The following is a 21,982-nucleotide window of genomic DNA, read 5'->3' as shown; positions in this document are numbered from 1 at the left end:
CGGGATCTGATGGATTGACTTGGCCGCGCTTGCGTCAGGACAGCGGATCGTGTGCGCGAATGACAATCAGCTCGCACGTCCCGTCTGCCGATTCGAGGCTGAGCTCCGCACCGTCGGGAACGTAGACCCACTCCCCAGTCCCGGCGGCAAAGCGCTCTCCTTCGATGCGACCGTGAATCGTGCCGCCACGCACGAAGAGCACCTGCTCGGTCTCGCCAAGCCTGTGCGGCTCGGCGCCGCCATCGGGAGCAAGATCGACCATGTAGATGTCGAGAAACCGGGAATCGACGGTCTGGCGTGTGATGACCGGCCTGGCGAGCGCGCCACGATAGTGCGGCAGCTCGATCGATTCGGTGCTGGCGGGAACGTCGCGGACATCGGCGGCACCGGCCTGAAGGCGCGGATCGTCCGGGCCGGTCGCAGTCACTGCTGCGTTCGGGTTTTCGCTGTACGGCGGCGCGTAGACCACCATTACCTGCACCGGTTCGTCGCTGATGACCTCGAAGCGATGGAAGACGCCGGCCGCATTGAAGCTCCAGTCCCCTGCGCGCAAGACGCGCTGCTTTCCCGGTAGTTCGCCGAGGCCCTCGCCGGCGAGCAGGAACGACGCCTGCTCGAGGTTCGGGTGTGCATGCGGCAACGCGCCATGGCCCCGCGATATCGTGCCCAGCAGGACCTCGAGCCGGCGCGCGCCGACAGTCTCCTTGCCGATGATGCGCTGGTTCGCCGTTCCCGTGTGGTTGGCCGGTGCGTATGCGGCCACGTCAGTGGCCCTCCGTACAAAGGGTGATGTCATTCCGATGTCTCCTTTCTCGAATGGTGAAGGCTGTCGCGCTCAGCGGCGGCTGTCGGGGATGGCCAGCGCCGGGTAGTGCTCGGTCAGCTTGGCTGGCATCTCCACATCCAGGATGAAACGATCACCGCGATACCAGAACTCCCCTGCCAGGAGCACATTGCCGTCGACGTCCAGCGTCGATCGAATGATCCTGGCGATTGGCGCCCCGAAGCCATAGGCGAGATCGCGTGCCAGGATGTAGTCGGCCGGCTCGACCGTCATGGTCTGCTGCATCATGCCAAGGCGGTCGCCTTCCACCTGGCGCAGCAGGTGACCGAGCTTGTGGTGCTTTTCGCCACCGCGTGGAAAGCGGGCAAAGACTGACGAGGCCACATACACCTCGATCAGGCAGAATGGCGTGCCGCCATGCAAATGCAGTTTGCGGACCATCACATAGCTGTCCAGCGGCGTGCCGCGGCGGGCCAGCCCCGGCCGCAGCGCCACGCCCTCGCGCATTTCCAGGATGCGGATTTCCAGCTCGCTGCCATGGGCCGATTCGTCATTGATGGCGGAGCGCAGGCCTTCTCCGGGTGCTGGCGGCTGCTTCATGACGTGGGTGCCACGACCGCGCTGGCTGCTGACCAGCCCCTCTTCCGTCAGCGCAGCAAAGGCCTGGCGCACGGTGACCTTGGCGATCCCGTAGGTTTGCGCGAGGCTGTCCACGGTTGGCAGCTGCATGCCCACCGGGTACTCGCCCGAAACGATCTTGTGCCGGATGACGCTGGCCAGTTGTCGATATCGCGTCACGCCGCCGATGCCGTCGTCGGCGAGGATGACGCCCTCGTTGGCAGCTGCGTTGGACGCATTGCTCGTCATGACAACAACTCCCGCGGCACGCGCACCGGCATGGTCAGCAGGATCTGCGCCATGCCCTTGCCAAGCGGATCATTGCGCAGCGACGCCATGCCACCGCCATCCAATGCTGACTCGCAGACAAAGTTCATGGCGTCGAAGCCGGGCAGTTCGTAGCATGTCACCGGCCCCTTCACCAGGTACCCAAGCCAGTCCGCCACGCGCGCCACCGTCACTTCGGCCCGCAGCACGGGCAGGTACGCCGGCCGGCGGGCGATCAGCCCGATGTTGGAGGTATCCCCCTTGTCGCCGCTGCGGCCATAGGCAAGCCGTATCAGCGGAACTTCGACGGTATCGTGTTCCGCAGGGCCGGCGCCCGTTGGTTCAGCGACTGCAGGTGCTGCGGCCGCGACCGGTGCCGCCGGGCTGCCCGAAGGAACGGTGACGCCGCTGCGTACGCCGTCCATCACCACCGCCGGGGTCAGGGCGCTCTTGTCGAGCAGGAATGCATACTGGCGGATCGATGGCGAGGGACTGGAACGCCCGCCAGCCGAGCCCGTCGTGCCCGGCGCCCAACTGGTCCCCGCCGCGGCGATTTCCCGCGCGAACAGTTCCAGCGCCGCCTTCTCGGGATGCATCACCGCCAGCCGCATCACCGCCTCGCGGGTGTGCCGGACGGCAGCATGTGGCCCAAAGCAGGACTCCGCTCCCAGCACCTCAATGTGGGTGCGACTGTAGTCTCCCCACCCGTTCTCCGCGAACAGCTTGCGCGTGCGGGCAAGGATCGCCTGCGCCGTGCGTTCTGCCTTGGCGACCGCGTCGACGCCGACGATGGAAAGCTGTGCATTGCAGCGAAAGCCGTCGACGTAGGTGGCACAGACCTTGTAGGCATTGCCCGGGGCCCGCCCGCGCGCGCCGCTGACTTCCACCACGTCCGGTGCGGCCTGCCGAAGGGTTACCTGCGTGAAATCGCAGGTGACGTCTGGCAGCAGGTAGGTGGCCGGGTCGCCGATCTCGTACAGCACCTGCTCGCCGACCGTGGCGGTATTGACCAGTCCGCCGGTGGCGGGCGGCTTGCCGACCAGGAAGGTGCCGTTGGCACGGCACTCGACCACCGGATAGCCGATGTCGTGCCAGTCCGGGACGCTTTCCCAGTCGGTATACAAGCCGCCCGTCGCCTGGCACCCGCACTCGATGATGTGGCCGGCCAGACTGCCTTGCGCCAGGCGGTCATAGTCGTCCGCCTGCCAACCGAACTCGTGCATCAGCACGCCGAGCGTCACGGCACTGTCCACGCAGCGTCCGGTGATGACGATCTGGGCGCCCTGGTCCAGCGCTTGTTTGATCGGCAAGGCTCCCAAGTACGCGTTGGCGCTGACCACCTTCTCCGGCAGGGGTCGGCCTTTCTGCATGTCCTGCACACCGGCTTCGCGCAGCTGTGGAAGCAGCGGCATCACGTCATCGCCTTCCACCACGGCGATGCGCAGCGTCAGGCCCTGTTCCGCGGCCAGCGCGGCAATGGCCTGCGCACACCCGTGCGGGTTCATGCCGCCGGCATTGCTGACCACGCGAATCCCACGCTCGGCAATCTCTCCGAGCAGGGCCTTCATTGTCACCGTCACGAAATCGGTGGCGTAACCCAGTTCCGGCTTGCGCAATCGGGCGGCGGCGAGAATCGACATGGTCAGTTCGGCCAGGTAGTCGAACACCAGGTAGTCGATATCGCCGTGGCGCACAAGCTGTGGCGCGCCAACGCTGCTGTCGCCCCAGAACCCGGAAGCCCCGCCAATGCGTACCGTTTTCGCGTCCATTCCCATCTCCCTATCTGCCAGTCCACTCGGGCTGGCGCTTCTCGCGGAATGCCAGCTGGCCTTCGCGCGCGTCCTCGGTCAGTGCAAACAGCCCGATCTGGCTTTCCGTGAACGCCATGGACTGCTCGAACGACATGGTTTCCATATGCTTGAGCGTGTACAGCCCCCGACGGATGGCGGCGGGCGAATTGTTCCGCAGGCGGGTCAGCAGCAGGTCCAGCCTGGCGTCGAGATCGTCGCTGACATCGTTGATGAGCCCCGCGGTCAGCGCTTCCCGCGCGGACAGTGGCTCGCCGCACAGGCACAATTCGGTGAGCGTGCGACGCGGCACCAGGTGCTGCAGCACGCTCAGCACCTGCGCCGGGAACAAGCCCAGCTTGACCTCCGGCAGGCCGAAGCGGGCACCTTCGCTGGCTATCGCCAGATCGCACATCGCCATCAGCCCCATGCCGCCCGCCATGCAGGCGCCATTGACACGGGCGATCAGCGGCACCGTCGACTGCCTGGCGCAGCGGAAAAGGTCCGCCATCCCCAGGTAGGGCTCGGCGTAATCGAAGGCAAAGGATTTGCCGGTCTGCAGATCGGCGCCGGCGCAAAACGCCTGCTCGCCCATTCCGGTAATGACCACAGCGCGGATGTCGGCGTCGCGATTGGCGCGCAGGATGCCGTCGCGAAGTCCCTCCAGCACCCCCGGCGTGATGGCATTGCGGCGCTCCGGCCGGTTGATGGTCAGGTAGAGTGCTGCGTCCCGGACCTCGCTCAGCAGTTCATCATTCATGCGGAGTTTCTCCTTCGGTGCGTTGCACTTGTGACCCATCCCTGGAGATGCCAGACGCGAACAGCGTATCGATGGCGTCGTCGTCGTAGCCGGCCTCACGCAGTACCTCGCGGCTGTGCTCACCCAGGCTTGGTGCATGGCGGCGGCTGGTCGGTGGGGTGCCATGCCATTCGCTGGGCACCGCCATCTCCCGGATACGCCCGACGGCCGGGTGGTCCGATTCGCTGAAGAAACCGATGTCCTGCAAATGGGGATCGTCCAGCAGCGACTCGAATGTGTGCATCGGAAAGACCGGAACATCGGCGTCCTTGAGCAGGGTGCGCCATTCCTCGGTGGTGCGCTTGGCCATTTCGTCGCTGACCATGGCATACAGCTCGGTGATGTTGGCGGTGCGGGTGTTGATGTTGGCGTAGCGCGGATCGGTGTCGTACACCTCCGGCTTGCCAATGACCTCGAGGAAGGCCCGCCAATGATGATCGTGATAGATCAGGCAGCAGACATGTCCGTCCTTGGTCTGGTACGGTCGCCGCTCGGGCGAGAGCAGGCGCGGATAGCCGAAGCCGCCCTTGGGCGGGACGAAGGTCTCGCCATACAGGTGGTCTCCCATCACATAGGGAACCATGGTCTCGAACATGGGGACATCAACGCGCTGGCCTTTGCCGGTGCTCATGCGCGCATACAGGGCGGCACAGATCACGCCGAAAGCATAGAGTCCCACCGAGCGATCGGCGATGGTGATTGGCAGGTATCGCGGACTGTCGCCACTGCCCAGCGAAACGGCCAGCGGCAGGCCGGTTGCGGCCTGGATCAGATCATCGAAGGCAGCCTGGGGCGCGTAGCGTCCGCGCTGCGAAAAGCCGAACATGCCGACATAGACCAGGCGCGGATTGATGGCCGCGAGCGATTCATAGTCCAGCCCCAGCCGCTGCATGGCCTGCGGGCGCACGTTGTAGGCCAGCACGTCGGCATCCCGTACCAGGCAAAGCAGGGCCTCCCGCCCCTCGGGCGCTTTCAGGTCGAGCACGATGCTGCGCTTGTTGCGGTTCAGGCCAAGGAAGAGCGGCCCCAGCTTTTCATCGCCGCAGGGACCTATGCCGCGCGTACTGTCTCCGCCCGGCGCCTCGACCTTGATTACATCGGCGCCAAGGTCAGCCAGCATCTGCGTGGCAGAGGGCCCCATGAATACTGACGTGATGTCAACGACTTTCACGCCGGCCAGCGGCCCCGTTGTCTGGTCTTTCTTCATATCCCTTTCATCTCGGTGGGGCAATGTATGACGGCTGGCCGGGAGGCCACCGTTGCCTGCCGCTTGGCCGCCACATCGCGCTTGCAACAACACATCGATCATCGGTCGACCTCCGGCCTGGCCAGCCCTGGTATCCGCTTCTTGATTTTCGAGACGGTGTGGAGCTTCACCCGCTGCGCCCATGGCCCATCGATGGTGCGCAGATTCTTGTCCTTGAGATGCGCCAGGCCGAGCTCGTCGCTGAGTTGCGCAAGGGAAGTCTCGACATCGAGCGAGAGGTTGGTGACAAGAACGTCGCCGCCATGGAAGACGAGGCTGTTCGACCAGAGGAAGCCGATGGGCGCCCCCTTGCGATCGATGCCGCCGAAGTCGCCGAGCTTGGCAATCACCTGCCCCTGCGTCGGCTCGAGCACTAGAATCTCGTTAGACTGGTTGCACGCGATCCAGAGGTTGTCGTGCTCGTCGATGATCAGGCCGTCGGGTCCGCCGCCGATCCGGTTGACGAAGACTTCAGGCGTGCCGGGCTCGAGCGTCGACCCGGTCACCGGTATCTTGACGATGGTGTCGTTCGCCGTATTGGCGACGAACAAGGCCGTCTTCTTGTTGTTGAACGACAAGCCATTGGCGCCGATGGTCGGTGGTATCCGCGTGGGCTTCAGCAGCGCGCTGGTGACCCATGCCGACGCTTCGCCGCCGGCGGGTCCGACTTTCCAGATGATGCCCTGGTGGGCGTCGGTCACGTAGACGTTTCCGGCGGGGTCGAACGTCATCCCGTCGAGGCCGGGGTTCTTGCCGCTGACCGTCATGAATACGGTCGAGGCACCCGTCCTGGGATCGACGCTCAGGACCTTCGCGCCCAGGTAGTCGACGACGAGCAACTGGCCCGTCCGGGGATGGAAGCCGAGGTCAAGCAACAATCGGCTCGAGCCCTTGATGGTGACAGTGCGCAGGTGCTTGCCCTGCGGGTCGAACACAAGCAGCGCGCCCTCGCTCGTCCTGGGTTTTTCCACCGCCACCGTGACGACGTAGACGTTGCCCTCGCGGTCCACGGTGATCCCCTCGGGATGCGCCTCACCCGCGGGCAAGGTGGCGAATGTCTCAACCTTGCCGCGCTCCCAGGCTCTTGCGGCCAGCGGTGTCGCCAGCAACACAAGCCAAATCAGCATTGGCAGTATCGGCATCCTGTGGGCTTTGATCATTCTCATGTTGCACTCGCTCAATCGCGCGGATTGATGGATCGTCACAAATTGATCTGATCGGTGTCGTACACGCTGGTCTCCAAAGGAGCAGAGGAACGGCACCGCGCAGGCCGACGAGCGGCCTGCCATGGTGGAAAGTCGCCTTTTTATTCCTCAGTAACGTCGGAGCCGTTGCCGCGGACGTAGGGCATCGGTCCGATGCCGCGCGCCGCCGCGAGCGTGTGGAGTGCGTACTGGATCGAGAGCGCGTCATTGAGCGAGTGGAAGGTGCCGTCCTCGTTGAAGCTCACTTGCGCGCCTTCGATCCAGGCGATGGTGATCGTGTCCTCGGTGTTGTCCTCGGGGGTATAGAAGGTGTGCACCGAGCCGCCGGGTTCGTACAGGTAGGAGCCGGCCGTCTGCGGCTGGTCGGGGTACTCGCGATACTTCCAGCAGCCCTGAATCGTCCACACCTGCGCCGTCCCGGTGTGGTAGTGGATCGGCAGGGAACAACCGGGTTCCACGATAGCCATGAAGACCCACTCGCCGCGCTCCGGGTCCAGGCGCAGCGGCTTGATGTGGATGCCCGGAAAGACGTCCTTGATCAGCGGGATCTGCTCGATGTTGACGGTCAGCAGCTTGTCTTGCGGCAGGGCGGGCAGCGGCAGCTTGGCGCCGGTGGACGTGGTGGGCTGCTCGAGAATTCTTGCATTCATGAGTTGTCTCCGTTTGTCAGAGGATGTGAAACAGTGGAAGGAAGCCGCCCTTTGATGAGACGGAAGAGTCACGCCGGTCCGGCGGGAAACTCAGAGCTGTGGCGGCAATGCGCCGAGGAATAGCAGCGTCCAGCGCGACGGTGAAGCCTGGCTAACCTCTGCCCGGCCGCATGTCACTGGATACTCCTAAAGTTCTAATGTTAGAAGTTTAGAGGCTGAGGAAGGTTTTTTCTGCCCCTTGTTTACCCTAGGGACCGGATCAAGGACCTATCGCTTCATTTGTGCTCGCTCGCCGCTCGCCGCTGGGGTTCGGTGATGGCGGGCACCGCCTTCAATGCGGACGCCGGGATCTCGATTTCGGAGACGTAGCGGTCACCCCGATACCAAGTGACGCCTGCGTACAGCACGCTGCCTTTGCCATCCAGAAGACGCCGCGACATCTTGGCGACGGGTGAGGCGAACGGGATCTTCAGCATGTCGCACAGAGGAAAATCCGCCGGCATCACGGTCATGCGTTGTCGCACACGTTTGCTGCGCGAGCCCAGTTCATCGAGCACCGCGGCGAGAAGCTTTTTCTTCCTGGCGGTGTCCTTGGGCAAGGCGTCGAAGACCGGGGCCAACACATAGATCTCTGCGTAGCAGAACGGCTCGCCGGAATAGGTGTGCAGCTTGCGGACACAGACGTATTCGCCGTCCGACTGGTCGCCCGGTCCGAGCAGTTCCTGCGGCACCCCGGTGCGGCGCCGGACTTCGAGTACCTCAAAGGCGAGCGCCGCAGGTGCGGCGAACGGATCGTTGATCGCCAGTTCGATGTCGCCCGTGGCGGCGGGCAGGGCAGCCACGTGGGTGCCGACACCCCGCTGGCTACGAATCAGCCCTTCCTTAGAAAGCAGCTCATACGCCTGCCGGACGCTGACGACGGCCACGCCGAGGTCAGCCGCGAGCTGCGTGATCGGCGGCAGCAGCATGCCGAGCGGATATTCGCCCTTTGCGATCCGGTACCTCAGCAACGAAGCCAGCCGCTGATATTGCGCAACACCCCGTTCAGCGGACAGCTCCGCCCGCTCAATCCCCGTAGTCCGTTCGTCCGTCATTCCAGTTGCCTGATATCCAGAACATTGGAGTATGCACCAGAAGAACGGGCGGCCTATCAGCTGGCAGGCGTCTACCGTCGGCCGGCTGGAGCCGGTAGCGTCGAGATGTGGCGCGGTGGCAGCGGGTGCGGAGCGTTTCACGTCTAGCGGTTAAGCGCTTGCACGCCAACCGCTATATCGGCCGCGGTTGCCGCGAGGATCTCCCGGTACGCCTTCACCACGCCCTCCACCGGCCCGGGCGCGGGCACCTCCGTTTCGGTGCGGCCGCTCAGGACCTTGCCGTCCGGCAGCCGCCGCACGGTCCAGGCGATGGTCGCCGCTGCCCGCTTGCCCACGTCGGCGTCGAGGGCTATCACATCGGTCGTCACGCGAAATGCCCGCTGCGTCGCCGACAGGCCGCGCTGGTAGACATCCACCGTATCGAGGCACGCCTGCAGTTGCTGCGACAGCGCATCGCGCAGTTCGTTGGGGAATGGTGAGGTCCAGCGCGAAGTGTCGGACAGCTTGAGGCCACCGCCGTTGCCGTCACGCACCACCAGCTGAATGCGGTTCAGGCGCTCCGGCACGCGCACCGGCGTGACTTCGATCCATAACGGGTCGCCGCTACGGCTGGCTCGCGCGGTCGCGGGCGGCGCGGCGTCGGAGCGACTGGCCGCCAGCGTGTAGTAGCGTGCCTCGGGCGACGCGCAGCCGTTCATCAGGGTCGTGGCGGCGGCCAGCGCAACAAGCATCGTCAGACGTTTCATCATTTCTCTTCCCTCTTGCCTTGCAGGAGCGCTTCGGGATGCCGCTCGAGATAATCGGTGAGCATGCGCAGCGAGACGGCTGTTTGCGTGAGTTCCTGCATCATCCGGCGCGTATCCTGTTGCAGCGAGGCGTCGGGCGCCAGCGCGCCATTGGCCGTGGCGAGCGTGCGGCGCATATCCTGCAGCGCGGCGACCACCTGTGGTGCCACATCGCCATTGACCTGGGCCACGAGCTTGTCCGCATTGACGAGCATCTTGTTCATCGACACTAGCGCCGTGCGCGCATCCTGCCCGATCTGGTCGAACGGCACCTTGCCGATCTTGGTGACGATGTCGCCAAGCTTGGCCTGCAGCTCGTCGAAGGTGCCCGGTGTGGTGGGAAGCTCAGGCACGGACGCGTTCAGGTCCAGATCAACCGGCGCGGACACTTTCGGAAAGAAGTCGAGTGCCACATACATCTGGCCGGTGAGCAGGTTGCCGGTGCGCAACTGCGCACGCATGCCGCGCTGTACCAGGCTATGCACGATGGCGCGCTTGCGCGTGTCGTCAGCCACGTCGTTCTCGCGCAGACCCATGCGAGACGGATAGAGTTCCACCACCACGGGCATGCGGAAGGCCTTCTTGTCACGCTGGTATTCGATACCGATCGAGCGTACCTGCCCGACGGTCACGCCGCGGAAATCGACCGGCGCACCGGGCGACAGCCCGCGCACGGACTGATCGAAGTTCAGCACTGCCAGTGCGGGGGCGAGCTCGTCCGGCTCCTTCATGGCTTCGGACTGGTCCGCTGCCAGCAGGTACTCGGTGTTCTCAGCGGCCGCGGCATGCGCGGTCAAGTGGTCCGGGGCCTGGAAGGCTACGCCGCCAAGCATCACGCTGGCCAGCGACTGCGTGGACAACTTCAGCCCGTTCGCGTCCAGCTTTAGGTCGACGCCGCTGGCGTGCCAGAAGCGCGTATCGGCGGAAACGAGCTTGTCATAGGGCTTGTCGACGAAGACCCGCAGCGTGATGTCGCGGCCGTTCGGTTCGAGCTGGTACGCCACCACATGGCCGACCCGCACGCGACGATAGTAGACCGGTGAGCCGATGTCGAGCGAGCCCAGGTCCTGCGCACGCAGCACGAACTGCCTGCCGGAGGCGTCGGTGGTGATGACCGGCGGATTTTCGAGCCCGGTGAAGCTGTGCGTGGTCTCGCCCGACTTGCCGGCATCCACGCCGATATATGCGCCCGATAGCAGTGTTTCCAGTCCCGACACGCCACTGATGGCAAAGCGGGGCCGTACCACCCAGAACCGTGTGTCGGCCACGGCGAAGTTCTTGGCGTCCTTGGTCAGCGCAATCGTCGCGATCACATGCGAACGGTCCGCTGCCAGCCGTGCTGTCTTGACCAGTCCGATATCGACATCCTTGTAGCGCACGGCAGTCTTGCCTGGCGTCAGGCCTTCGGCAGTGCGGAAGGTGACAGTGATCTCGGGCCCGCGCGACGCAAGCGTGCTGACCAGCAGCGAGAGCCCGACCACCGCGGCAACGATCGGGATTACCCAGACAAGGGACGGTAGCCAGCGCGCGCGGGGCTTGCGTCCTGGCTGCGGTATGTCGTTGGGAGGAGGATGGTTAACGTGTTCGGGCATTATTGGCGTGCAGAAATTCGATGGGGGAGGGGGAGGTCTCGAGCGCATCCCACAGCAGACGGGGATCAAAGCTCAGTGACGCGAGCATGGTCAGTACGACAACCGAGGCAAAAGCCAGAGCTCCGGCACCGGCCGTAATCGTGGCCAGCGCCCCGGCACGCACCAGCGATGCCAGCAGTGCCACCACGAAGATATCGAGCATGGACCACCGGCCGATGACTTCGACCAGGGTGTAGAGCCTGGTCTGCTCGCGAATGCGCCAGGTCGATCCGCGGCGCGCCGATAGCAGCAGCAAGGTCAGGATCATCATCTTCAGCAACGGGACGACGATGCTGGCGATCAGCACCACGATTGCCAGCATGTATGAGCCGGACAACCACAGATAGATCACGCCGGACAGGATGGTGTCGCGCTGCGTGCCGAAAATTGACTGCGTCACCATGATCGGCAGCAGATTGGCCGGGATATACAGCAGGTAGGCGGCCAGCAGGAAGGCCCAGGCGCGCGCCAGGCTGGCCGGCTTGCGATGATGCAGTACGGTGCCGCAGCGCGGACACGGTTCGGCCTCGAGCGTCATCGGACTGAGCCGGTCGCAGGTGTGGCACGACAGCAGTCCGCGCGAGGTCGCGGTGGGGTGGGGCGAGTAAAGCGCGGTCACGGCGCGGCATCCAGCGAGCGGGCCGGTACGTCATCTGCATCGTGCGCATCGAGGTGGTGCCAGAGTTCACGCGGGTCGAACGACAGGATGACGGCGAGTACGACCACCAGGGCAGCGAACGACCAGAGCGCGACGCCAGGCACCACCTGCGCTACGGTCGACAGCTTCACCAGCGTAACCAGCACGCCGATCATGAACACTTCGATCATGCCCCAGGGCCGCGTGCGGCAAATGCCGCGCAAGATGCGATCGAACCCGGGTGGCGTGCGCTGCCGCGCCATCGGCACGAGCAAATAGCACATCATCAGCAACTCGGCCAGCGGAAACAGGATGGTCGTGGCGAACACGAGCATCGCCACCGGCGCCATGTCGTCCGCGTAGAGTGCCTGTACCGCGCTCCATAGCGTGGTCTCCATGCGCGAACCCTTGAGGTCCATGGCGACAATGGGGTACGCGTTGGAAATAAAAAGCAGGATCAAGGCAGTCACCACGAGCGGCAGCAAGCGGCGATAGGCTCGCGAACTGTCGCGATAGAGCGCGCCGCCGCAGCGCAGGCACGTGGCACGTTCGTCGTGCTTCAGCGCCGCGCGCGTATGGAGCGCGCCGCAATGCTCGCACGCCAACAGCCTGTGCGGATCCAGCATGGCAACCGGCGGCGAGGCGTGGTTCTGATGCACAGGTGTCCTGGGGAAAATGATCGGCCTCGTTGCGTGAGGCAAGCAGCGCGTGCGCGCACCGGAATCCTTCATGAGTTCCGTATTCTTCCACATAATGACTTACGTGTCATCATGACATTGTGTGTGTTATAAGAAGGGCACGGGCGCCGCTGCTGCCAGCATGGCGTACTCCATGTTGGCGGCGTTGAAGCGGCGTATTGATATAATCGCCTCGTCACATAAGGTCCTCTAACTGAAGATGCCTGCCGTTCCTGATCCCAAAGACCACCGCCCTCGCGTTGCCGCAGAACGGCGTGCACGGATGCGCCAGCGTCTCATTGAAAGCGCGATGATTGTTTTTGCGCAAAGGGGTGTCGGAGCCAGCGTGATCCCGGAAGTCATTGCATCAGCTGGCGTCTCGCAAGGTTCCTTCTACAACTACTTCCGTACTAACGAGGATCTGCTGGCGGCTGTCGGCGACGCGCTCAGTCACGACATGGTGCAAATGATCGAGAGCGTGGTCGGCGATATCGAAGACCCGGCGTTGCGTGTTGCAACGGGTATGCGCTTATACCTGCACCTTGCGCGCTCCTATCCTGTCGTGGCGCAATTTCTTTCCGGTACGGGCCTGCTTCTGGTCGGCGGCAAGGGTGCTGCCGTCTACGAATACCTGCCCTCGGATATCAAGGAAGGCCTGAAGACGGGCACGTTTGACGAGGCTTCGGCCGACGTGGCATTGGACATGGTGGCCGGCGCCGGGCTGATCGCCGTTCACCGCATGGCCAAGGGAAGAACCGCCAGGGATTATCCCGAACGGATTGTGCGGGCGGTGTTGCGGTCGCTTGGCGTGTCCGCAGCGAGTGCGGTACGGTTGACCTCCGCGCCTTTGCCAAAGCTGGTGGCTCCGCCGGAATCATTGCTCGAAAAAGCCCAGGAGAAGCTCGCCGCCAAGGCCGAGCCCTCCAACTAGCAGCCAGCGCTACGGCACATCGCTGATCGTTTCCGCGAGCAAGCCATCGAACATCGCTTCGCTCGCCTGCAGCGGCGACCTGGATATCGCATCGGCCGCTGATTCCTCCACGCCCAGGGCGCGCAATGCCACCGCAGCGGCGAGCTCCGAAAAGTCTTCGCGGCATTCGGTATCAAGCATGCTCTGCATTGCGCTCATTGCGGCGCCGGCAACGATATTGAAGCCCAGGGCGATCGGCATGCGCTTGAAACGATTGCGACGAACGCCTTCCTCTATGTCCCTGCGGACAAACTCCAGCATATTCGGCGCGTGGTAGCCCGCCCATCCGAGCCGGCCAAGGATGCCAGCCACACCGGGCTGGTGTACCGTCAGGATCGACGCCAGCCGTATTCCCCTGGCGATGTGCTCGGCCGGGTCGTCATGGTCGCGCACAATGGGGTCGGCCGCCCGCACCCACTGTTCAGCCATCTTCCCGACAAGCTCCCGCACGATCGCATCAGACGACGGAAAGTACTTGTAGAACGTTCCGCGTGAAACCCGTGCTGCCGAAATGATGTCGTCGATGGACGGCGTCGAGGCGCTGTTCTCCAGCATCAGGCGCATCGCACTGTTCAGCAACAGCGAGCGCATACGCTGCCGCCGTGTTGCCGCAACGCGCTGACGGTGGTCGCCAGTCTTCCACGGTCCTGTTTCAGCTGCGAATTGCGTCTGCATCGGGGTCATTGATCTGTTTCCTCCTCATGGTTAATGCGTCGACAACGCCGCGCGCCGGTCTTCCTGCGTCTTCGGCCTATACCCGTCGCATCACTTTGCGTATGCCGTTGTCGTTGCGCACCACAGCCTTCGGCCGCGCGCGTTCTTCGTCTCATGCGGTCCGGGACCGCAAAGTCGACCCGTCCTCACACAATAAAATAAATTGTACGTCATCATGACACATAAGTCAGTATGACGTAGACTTCGAATCCTCAGGAAGGGCGAAGAGCCCGAACAGGCTTGCCGTCAATGACGCCAGCACGAGTCCGGTCAGACCGGCTCGGTGACGTGGATCGCTGATGACTCGCAGGCGAGCGACGGACCTTAGCGGAGCGCAGAAATTGAACAGGAACCTTCGAGCGGCAGCTCTTACCATCATCGCGGCACATCTGGCCGCGTGTACCCCGGGTCCGGAACCCGAACGCAAGGACGTGAGGCCGGTGCGGACAGTGGTCGCCGGACGCACCGCCGGGTCGGTCGGTGCGACCTATTCAGGTGAGATTCGTGCGCGTTACGAAAGTCAGTTGGGATTCCGCACCGCCGGCAAGATCGTCGCGCGCATGGTGGAAGTCGGCAGCCATGTCAAGCGCGGCCAGCCGCTGTTCCAGCTCGACACCACGCAGGAAACGTTGCAGGTAGCCGCAGCGGGTGCGGAGGCTGATGCGGCAAGAGGCCGGGTAGCCCAGGCGCGGGTGGACGTCAAGCGTACTGAGCAACTGCTCGCCCAGAACTTTGCCTCGCAAGCCGAGCTGGACCAGCAGCGGCTGGCGCTTAACCAGGCGGAAGCACAACTGCGCTCGGCACAGGCGCGCCAGCAGCTCAATGCCAACATGCGCGGATTTACCACGCTCGTAGCAGACCGCGATGGCGTGGTCAGCGCAATCAATGCGGAAGCCGGCCAGGTGGTTTCAGCGGGGCAGACGGTCGCCACCGTCGCGGCAGACGGCGAACGCGAGGTCTCGATCAGCATTCCGGAGTCGCGCGTCGACGAACTACGCAAGGCGCCGACACTGACGATTACGGTGTGGGCGCAGCCGGACAAGTCCTGGACAGGCAAGCTCCGCGAGCTCGCGCCGGACGCGGACGGCGTCACCAGAACGTACTCGGCACGCATTTCCATTCAGGAGGCGGATCCGGAGCTGCGGTTAGGCATGACAGCGTCGGTGATCGCACCCGACGTGGACGGCAGCGGCGTAGTCCGCGTGCCGCTGACCGCCATCGTCGATCATGAGCGTGGCCGCCAGGTATGGGTGGTCGACCCGAAGACGTCGCGGGTGATCGCACGTGAAGTCAAGCTGGGCGCAGCGCAGAACGACAGCGTGATCGTGGTTGGGGGACTGGCGGGCGGAGAGACCGTGGTCAGTGCCGGCGTGCACATGCTGCAGGCTGGCCAGCAGGTGAAGGTGGCCGAGGCGGTGACTGTCGCCAGGGCGGGAGGTGCGAAGTGAAAGGTATCAACCTGTCCGAATGGGCACTGAAGCACCAGCAGATGGTCGCGTTCCTGCTGTTGCTGTTGTCAGTGGCCGGCGCGCTCGCATATGGCAGCCTGGGTCAGAAGGAAGACCCCGAGTTCACGATCAAGACCATGGTTGTGCAGGCGTACTGGCCGGGAAGCTCCGCGCAGCAGATGGCCGACCAGGTCACCGACAAGATCGAGCGCAAGCTGCAAGAGGTTGCGGAGATCGACTATACGTCCACCTATGTGAAACCGGGCGAAACGCAGGTCAAGGTCAACCTGCGCGAGGATGTACCGCCGGGTGCCGTGCCGGATGTGTGGTACCAGGTCCGCAAGAAGATGGGCGACATCCGGCATACCTTGCCACAGGGCACGCAGGGTCCGTTCTTCAATGACGAGTTCGGAGACACGTTCGGTAACCTCTATGCCATCACGGGCGATGGCTTCGACTATGACGACCTGAGACGGATTGCGGACGCCGCGCGTAATGAGTTCCTTCGTATCAGCGATGTCAACAAGGTCGACCTGGTAGGCAAGCAGGAACAGAAGATCTATGTCGAAGTCTCCACCGCCAAGCTCGCCTCGCTGGGTATCGACCCGGCACTGATCGCGTCGACCCTCGCACAAACCAATGCCGTGACATCGGGCGGGACGGTGCAGACCACCGCGGAGCAAGTACGGTTGGCGGTCAGTGGCGAGTTTGACTCGGTCGAAAAAATTCGCGCCATCGGCATCCGTGCCGGCCAGCGTACCTTCCGCCTTGGCGATATCGCCGACGTCCGCCGGGGCTTTGTGGAGCCCGCCACCTCAAGGATGCGCTTCAACGGCAATGAGGCGATCGGACTGGCGGTGAGCATGCGCAAGGGCGGCGACGTGATTCGGCTTGGCGCAAGGCTGGATGAAACGATCAAGCACATCGAGTCCAACCTGCCGGTGGGCGTGCAGATCCACGCGGTCAGCGACCAGCCGCGTATCGTCGAGCATTCCGTATTCGAGTTCAAGAAGAGTCTGGCCGAGGCTGTGATCATTGTGCTCGTCGTCAGCTTCCTCTCGTTGGGCTTGCGCACCGGACTGGTCGTCGCGCTCAGCATCCCGCTCGTGCTGGCCATGACCTTCCTGGCGATGTACGTGATGGGCATTGAGTTGCAACGCATCTCGCTGGGCGCGCTGATCATTGCGCTCGGACTGTTGGTGGACGACGCCATCATTGCCGTCGAAATGATGGCGCTGAAGCTGGAGCAGGGCTGGGACAAGTTCCGCGCTGCCACATACGCCTACACAGCCACCGCTTTCCCGATGCTTACCGGCACGCTGATCACGGCGGCGGGTTTTCTTCCGGTCGGCTTTGCGAAGTCGGGAACAGGCGAATATGTGTACTCCCTGTTCCAGGTGGTGGGTATTTCGCTGGTGTTGTCCTGGATCGTGGCCGTCCTCTTTACGCCATACATCGGCTTCAAGCTCCTGAAGGAGCATGCGCACGCGTCGCATGACGAGGACGCGGTCTACCAGCGCGGCTTCTATGTCAGGTTCCGCCGCTTTATCGACTTCTGCCTGAAGCAGCGCGTGTGGGTGCTCGGCATCACGCTCGCCGCGTTTATCGGCTCGCTGCTGTTGTTCAAGGCAATACCCCAACAGTTCTTTCCCGCGTCTGACCGGCCCGAACTCATCGTGGACCTGTGGATGCCGAAGGCTTCCACGTTCGAGGCGAGTCAACGCGAGGTCCAGAAGCTGGAAGGCCTGCTCAAGGACGATCCGGACATTGCGGCGGTGACCAGCTTTGTTGGCAACGGTGCGCCGCGATTCTACCTGCCACTCGACGTGCAGACGCCCAATCTGAACCTGGGCGAGATGCTGGTGATGACGAAGGGCGGGGAAGCACGGGAGCGGGTGAAGGAGAAGCTCGAGAAGCTGTTCGACGAGAGATTCCCCAATGTGCGTGGTCGCGTCAATCGACTGGAAAACGGTCCGCCGGTCGGTTACCCGGTGCAGTTCCGCGTGTTCGGGCAGGACAACGCCAAAGTTCGCGCAATCGGGCAGAAACTGGCCGCAATCATGCGCGAAGAGCCGCACGTGCGCGAGGTCAACCAGGACTGGGGCGAACGCGTCAAGCGCTTGCAGGTCGACGTCGACCAGGACAAGGCGCGTGCACTGGGTGTCAGCTCAGGCCAGATCAAGGAGGCACTTGAGGCTTCGCTGTCGGGCACGCCAATCACCCAGTACCGCGAGGAAGACCAGGGTATCGACGTGGTCTCGCGCCTGGTCGCGGCGGAACGCACGGACCTGAACAACCTGAAGGATGCAAAGATCTACGTGCGTGACGGCAAGTTCGTGCCGGTCTCTCAGGTGGCCCGACTCACGCTTGACAGCGAGGACAGTGAGCTGTGGCGGCGTAATCGCGTGCCGACGCTGACGGTTCGTGCCGATATCGCCGGGGCGCAGGCACCCGACGTCACGCGTGCACTGCAGCCGAAGCTCGACGCACTGGAGAAAGAGCTTCCGCTCGGCTATGGCATCGAGATCGGTGGCGCTTACGAATCGAGTGCGAAGGCCCAGCATTCTGTTTTCGCGGTGATGCCTGTGACGATCATCGCGGTGCTCCTGCTGCTGATGATTCAACTGCAGGATATGAGAAAGATGGCGATGGTCCTGCTGACCGCGCCGCTCGGGCTGATCGGTGTCAGCATCATCATGGCCGCGTTCCGGATTCCATTTGGTTTTGTCGCCATGTTGGGCGTGATCGCCCTCGCCGGAATGATCATCCGCAACTCGGTGATCCTGGTCGTGCAGATTGACCAGGACGTGGCCGCAGGTGTCCCCTTGTGGACGGCCATCGTCGAGGCCGCGGTGCGACGGCTGCGTCCGATCGTGCTGACTGCCCTGGCGGCGATCCTGGCGATGGTGCCGCTTACCCATTCCGTGTTCTGGGGTCCCATGGCATGGGCAATCATGGGAGGGCTCGCCGTTGCCACGGTACTGACCCTCGTCTTCCTTCCCGCCCTGTATGCGACCTGGTACCGGGCCAAGCGTCCTGCGACCGTCTGATCGCAAATGTGACGATGAGAGTGTTTTCGATGAAAAGATTGAGTATGGCCATGCGGGCCGGGCAAGTGGCGTTGGGCTGCATGCTTTTCCTGAACGCTGGAGAGTCGGGCGCTATCGATCTCGTGGGGGCCTATCAGCAGGCATTGGCGCATGATCCGACGAGCCTCGCTGCGAACGATGCGCTCACGGCGGGGCGGGAGAGGGCAGTGCAGGGCGACGCCTTGCTGCGTCCCCGCGTAAGCCTCCAGGCGACACTGGACCGGATCAATAATCGTTCGTCCGGCAACCCGCCGGCCGACGTTGCGCCGTTGGTATCCAGCGATAGCTCGGGAACTGCGCGCCAGGCCGGCGTGGTGCTGGTTCAGCCGCTGTACGACAGGACCGCCGTAGCCACGAGGAAGCAGTTCCGCGAGCAATCGAACCTGGCGCAGACGCAGTTCGACCAGTCTCGCCAGGACCTGGCCTTGCGGGTGGCCGAGGCATACTTCGGCGTGGTGTTGAGCGAGGAGACGCTTCGCGTGGTGCAGGCCGAGAAGGCGGCGTTGCGACAGCAACGCGACCGCGCGAAGGCGCGCTTTGACATCGGCCAGGGCAAGATCACCGATCTCCATGAAGCCCAGGCGCGCCTGGATGGGGTCGAGAGTCGCGAAGTCACGGCGCAATCTGCGCTCGAACAGCGACGTACGCGATTCCAGGAAACCGTCGGCATGCCGCCCGATCAGCTCAGCGGGCCGGCGCCCGGTTTCACGCCGCGGCCGCCGGAACCGGACAATCTCACGGCGTGGCAGGCAAAGGGTGAAGAACAAAGCTACCTCGTCAAGACCAGACAGTCGGAGCGCGACATTGCCGGCGCGGAGATCGATAAGTACCGCGTCAGCAGTCGCCCGACCGTCGCGCTCGTGGCGCGTTATGGCGCACAAGGGCAAACCGGCAACCTGGCTCCCTGGGTTGCAGCCAGCAACACCCGGACCGCGACGGTCGGCTTGCAGCTCACCATTCCGCTGTACGCGGGCGGCGGACTGGATTCGCGCGAGCGGGAATCCGTTGCGAGGAAGAGCCAGGCGGAGCAGGAGGTTGCCGCCGCCCGGCGCGACGTGCGCCTGAAGGTGCAGGACGGATTCCTCTCGGTCAAAACGGGCGTGTCGCGCGTCGCCGCACTCGAGCAGTCGTTGACTTCGGCGCGTAGCGCGCTCGCGGCAACGACGCTTGGCCGGGACCTCGGTACCCGTACGGAACCCGACGTGCTCGACGCGCAGCAGCGCGTGTTCACCGCTGAGCTCGACCTGGTCCAGGCACGCCTGGACTACCTCCTTGGCCGTCTGCGGCTTGCCGCCGCGGCGGGGGAACTGAGCGAGGAAACCTTGCGCTCGCTGAATGTCTGGCTCGCAGCCTGATCGAGAAATCCTATGCCAGGAGATCTGCAGCACTACTGGAGCGGCGCCTTTCTCGCCGCTAACGCGTTCATCGGGCTGAATATGGTGGGCGCGTTGCTGCTCGGCATGCTGGTTGGCTACGAGCGCTCATACAACGGCCGCGCCGCCGGCATGCGCACTTATGGTCTCGTCTGCATGGCGTCGACGGCCTTGACTGTGTTCGTCGGCTACCCGGGGCTGTGGTACGGGGGTGTTTCAGCGCACGCCCAGGCAGACCCGACCCATATCGTCCAGGGAGTCGTCACCGGCTGCGGCTTCCTTTGCGCGGGGGTCATCATGAAGGACGGCATGAGCATCCGCGGCCTCACGACCGCGGCATCGATCTGGGCTGCCTCGGCCATAGGGGTGTTGCTCGGCGTTGGCTTCTATGCCGCCGCGTTGCTGCTTGCCGTGCTCTGCGTGGGCTCGATGTCCCTGTTGCACCGGCTGGAGGCCAGGCTTCCGGGGCGCATGACGCTTGATGTGTCTCTGACTTTCCAACCCGGAGAAGCGCCTGACCTCGATCTGCTGATCGACAGGGCAAAGTCCCGCGGCTATCGCGTGTTGCACGACAGCCTGACCATCACGTTTGCCGACAACCAGGCGGTGTGGAGAGTCAGCCTGGTCGCACCGGACAAGGCGCGCGCAACATCGCCGGCAGCATTGGCGGCCGAGATGGCTGCAACACAGGGTGTCTCCCGGTTCAGCATCCTGCCGGTGCGCAGTTGATTTGGGTACGCGAGCACTTCTTTGTCAACCAACGCTGTTTTGCTGACAATGCATGGTGATCTAAATGAAATTACTGAGGAGCCTGGCGCTATTGACACAACAAACAAGAGCGCACATGGTTTCAGCCCATAGGATCCAATTAGTGAAGTCCACCGTTGCGATCACGCTGTTTGGAATGGTGTCGGTCAGCAGTGGTGAGCCGGTACGCGTCGCCGCAATAGCGGATGGCGGTGACTCGTGACGCTGCGTCGGCCTCCTTCAAATTCGGAAGACCCTGCTCGGGTACCGTCACGCGACCAGTGGAAACCGCCTCAAGGTATGCAACCAGATCGGCTCGGGTGCGCGCATCGGCAATACCGGGAAAACCCATCGCATTACCCGGCACCAGCGCCGCAGGGCTCTTGAGCCAAGCATCCAGGTTCCGCTTGTCCCAGATCAGACCAGATCGTCTGAGGGCATCCGAGTAACGAACAAAGCCGTCAGTCGTGCCAGCTTTGCGACCCCAGACCACGGCCAGGCTTGGTCCTGTCATATGGCGCCCTGGTGCGAACGAATGACAGGCCATACAAGCACGGGCTGCTCGTGCGCCGCGCGCGATGTCACCTTCGGCGTGGGCTGACAAGGTGAAAGCCAGCGCGGCCACAGCGGCCACGATTGCGCCTATAACAGATTGCTGAATCATGGAACGCCTCCAGTTTGCACGCCACCTCGCTCTTCCACGGCAGTACCATCCTTGTTGTACAACTTTGTCTGTACCGATTGCCTGGTGTTGCGGGCTCATCTAGAGGCGGTCTACTTGCGGTTCCGTTCGGACTTGCGACGACTCTTGCGTGGACGGGCCGCCTGAACTGATGCGTGCGGACGGCGAGGGCCATACTGTCGCCTGAGATTCCAAGCGAACAAGCATATCGTACATAACGCGAGCGCCAGAGCGATCAGGATTGCCGCGATGACATTGGATGGAAGGTCGAACATGGCGGCTGCATTGGGTCAGATGTGCACGCCCTTACTGTGGGGGGCACGCGATGCATCTGTTCGAGCGATATATGCGCATGCAGCCGACACAGCGGCATGCGATTTGAGGCGCCTACTTGCGCTGCATGTCCACGACGGTCGGCTTGCCGTTGACCTTGTCGAACGTGACTGAAACGGACTCGCCTTCCTTGAAGTGCTTCAACGAGGCGCGATTCTTGACCGGGAACGCCATGGTCATGGCGGACGTGCCGAGGTTCTCGATCGGGTCGAACCAGAGAGGCAAAGGCGTTGAGCACCTCCGCGAAGGTGCTCAACCATCTCAATGGCAGTGGCGAATGCCAGTGCTGTGGTCCACGTGGCAGCCTTGCCTGTCTGTGCCGCCGCTGTGGGCATTCGCAGTGCCAACTGCTGCAAACAGCGCCAATGCCATGATTGCCGTCGCAAGCTTCTTCATTTTGTCTCCCGTTAGGATGCCGGTTCTATACCGGCTCCCGGACCATAGCA

At 63.5% G+C, this 21,982-nt stretch carries 20 protein-coding genes and 1 pseudogene; 5 read left to right on the top strand and 16 right to left on the bottom strand.

Annotation, left to right across the window (positions count from 1 at the left end; translation table 11 throughout):
- Positions 1–34: 34 nt before the first annotated feature.
- The 12 genes from CNE_RS36670 to CNE_RS36615 form a co-directional block, all read right to left on the bottom strand.
- The gene (locus CNE_RS36670; RefSeq protein ID WP_013959831.1) at positions 35–796 is read right to left on the bottom strand and encodes a cupin domain-containing protein; all 762 of its coding nucleotides are present in this window, start codon (positions 794–796) and stop codon (positions 35–37) included.
- Between the two features lie 39 nt (positions 797–835).
- The gene (locus CNE_RS36665) at positions 836–1,651 is read right to left on the bottom strand and encodes a GntR family transcriptional regulator (RefSeq protein ID WP_013959830.1); all 816 of its coding nucleotides are present in this window, start codon (positions 1,649–1,651) and stop codon (positions 836–838) included.
- Entirely contained in the window at positions 1,648–3,438 is a 1,791-nt protein-coding gene (locus CNE_RS36660) for an acyclic terpene utilization AtuA family protein (protein ID WP_013959829.1), read from the bottom strand. The genes CNE_RS36665 and CNE_RS36660 overlap by 4 nt, the downstream gene beginning before the upstream one ends.
- 10 nt (positions 3,439–3,448) lie before the next feature.
- Positions 3,449–4,216 carry an enoyl-CoA hydratase/isomerase family protein gene (locus CNE_RS36655; RefSeq protein ID WP_013959828.1) on the bottom strand — a complete coding sequence of 256 codons (768 nt, stop codon included), beginning with the start codon at positions 4,214–4,216 and terminating at the stop codon, positions 3,449–3,451.
- Positions 4,209–5,462: a CaiB/BaiF CoA transferase family protein gene (locus CNE_RS36650; protein WP_041229126.1), complete on the bottom strand. Its 1,254-nt coding sequence runs from the start codon at positions 5,460–5,462 to the stop codon at positions 4,209–4,211. The genes CNE_RS36655 and CNE_RS36650 overlap by 8 nt, the downstream gene beginning before the upstream one ends.
- A gap of 98 nt (positions 5,463–5,560) precedes the next feature.
- Positions 5,561–6,628, bottom strand: coding sequence for an SMP-30/gluconolactonase/LRE family protein (locus tag CNE_RS36645; protein ID WP_238553181.1), 1,068 nt, complete (start codon positions 6,626–6,628; stop codon positions 5,561–5,563).
- A gap of 179 nt (positions 6,629–6,807) precedes the next feature.
- A complete protein-coding gene (locus CNE_RS36640; protein WP_013959825.1) occupies positions 6,808–7,356 on the bottom strand; it encodes a 2,4'-dihydroxyacetophenone dioxygenase family protein in 549 nt (182 codons plus the stop codon).
- Between the two features lie 275 nt (positions 7,357–7,631).
- Entirely contained in the window at positions 7,632–8,450 is an 819-nt protein-coding gene (locus tag CNE_RS36635) for a GntR family transcriptional regulator (RefSeq protein ID WP_013959824.1), read from the bottom strand.
- Between the two features lie 143 nt (positions 8,451–8,593).
- Positions 8,594–9,199 carry a PqiC family protein gene (locus CNE_RS36630; RefSeq protein WP_013959823.1) on the bottom strand — a complete coding sequence of 202 codons (606 nt, stop codon included), beginning with the start codon at positions 9,197–9,199 and terminating at the stop codon, positions 8,594–8,596.
- Positions 9,196–10,827, bottom strand: a complete 1,632-nt coding sequence (locus CNE_RS36625) for a PqiB family protein (RefSeq protein WP_013959822.1) — start codon at positions 10,825–10,827, stop codon at positions 9,196–9,198. Before CNE_RS36625 ends, CNE_RS36630 begins: the two co-directional genes overlap by 4 nt.
- Positions 10,811–11,485 (bottom strand): paraquat-inducible protein A, encoded by a 675-nt coding sequence (locus CNE_RS36620; RefSeq protein WP_013959821.1) that lies wholly within the window; start codon positions 11,483–11,485, stop codon positions 10,811–10,813. The genes CNE_RS36625 and CNE_RS36620 overlap by 17 nt, the downstream gene beginning before the upstream one ends.
- Entirely contained in the window at positions 11,482–12,129 is a 648-nt protein-coding gene (locus tag CNE_RS36615; RefSeq protein ID WP_148271823.1) for a paraquat-inducible protein A, read from the bottom strand. The genes CNE_RS36620 and CNE_RS36615 overlap by 4 nt, the downstream gene beginning before the upstream one ends.
- A 334-nt stretch (positions 12,130–12,463) precedes the next feature.
- Between CNE_RS36615 and CNE_RS36610 the strand changes: the two genes are divergently transcribed.
- The gene (locus CNE_RS36610; protein ID WP_049800746.1) at positions 12,464–13,111 is read left to right on the top strand and encodes a TetR/AcrR family transcriptional regulator; all 648 of its coding nucleotides are present in this window, start codon (positions 12,464–12,466) and stop codon (positions 13,109–13,111) included.
- 9 nt (positions 13,112–13,120) lie between these two features.
- Here the strand turns inward: CNE_RS36610 and CNE_RS36605 are convergent, their stop codons facing one another.
- The gene (locus tag CNE_RS36605; RefSeq protein WP_013959818.1) at positions 13,121–13,834 is read right to left on the bottom strand and encodes a TetR/AcrR family transcriptional regulator; all 714 of its coding nucleotides are present in this window, start codon (positions 13,832–13,834) and stop codon (positions 13,121–13,123) included.
- A 329-nt stretch (positions 13,835–14,163) separates the two neighbouring features.
- On the opposite strand from CNE_RS36605, the gene CNE_RS36600 reads away from it, so the two are divergent.
- From CNE_RS36600 to CNE_RS36585, 4 genes are all read left to right on the top strand, one after another.
- A complete protein-coding gene (locus CNE_RS36600) occupies positions 14,164–15,312 on the top strand; it encodes an efflux RND transporter periplasmic adaptor subunit (RefSeq protein WP_013959817.1) in 1,149 nt (382 codons plus the stop codon).
- Positions 15,309–18,362: an efflux RND transporter permease subunit gene (locus CNE_RS36595; RefSeq protein ID WP_013959816.1), complete on the top strand. Its 3,054-nt coding sequence runs from the start codon at positions 15,309–15,311 to the stop codon at positions 18,360–18,362. Before CNE_RS36600 ends, CNE_RS36595 begins: the two co-directional genes overlap by 4 nt.
- 80 nt (positions 18,363–18,442) lie before the next feature.
- Positions 18,443–19,756, top strand: a complete 1,314-nt coding sequence (locus CNE_RS36590; protein ID WP_238553179.1) for a TolC family outer membrane protein — start codon at positions 18,443–18,445, stop codon at positions 19,754–19,756.
- Positions 19,757–19,768: 12 nt separating this feature from the next.
- Positions 19,769–20,503, top strand: a complete 735-nt coding sequence (locus tag CNE_RS36585; protein WP_013959814.1) for an MgtC/SapB family protein — start codon at positions 19,769–19,771, stop codon at positions 20,501–20,503.
- Between the two features lie 139 nt (positions 20,504–20,642).
- Here the strand turns inward: CNE_RS36585 and CNE_RS40430 are convergent, their stop codons facing one another.
- The 3 genes and pseudogenes from CNE_RS40430 to CNE_RS40895 all read right to left on the bottom strand — a co-directional run bounded on the left by CNE_RS40430 (position 20,643) and on the right by CNE_RS40895 (position 21,932).
- Entirely contained in the window at positions 20,643–21,185 is a 543-nt protein-coding gene (locus CNE_RS40430) for a c-type cytochrome (protein ID WP_013959813.1), read from the bottom strand.
- Between the two features lie 405 nt (positions 21,186–21,590).
- A pseudogene (locus CNE_RS40425) lies at positions 21,591–21,743 on the bottom strand (copper-binding protein); the annotation flags it as partial.
- Positions 21,744–21,797: 54 nt separating this feature from the next.
- Entirely contained in the window at positions 21,798–21,932 is a 135-nt protein-coding gene (locus tag CNE_RS40895; protein WP_013959811.1) for a YHYH domain-containing protein, read from the bottom strand.
- Between the last annotated feature and the right edge of the window lie 50 nt (positions 21,933–21,982).

It is taken from the genome of Cupriavidus necator N-1, from assembly GCF_000219215.1.
GTDB classification, from domain to species: Bacteria; Pseudomonadota; Gammaproteobacteria; order Burkholderiales; family Burkholderiaceae; genus Cupriavidus; species Cupriavidus necator.
Note: the sequence above shows the minus strand (reverse complement) of the source record. Positions and strands in the feature narration are given on the sequence as shown.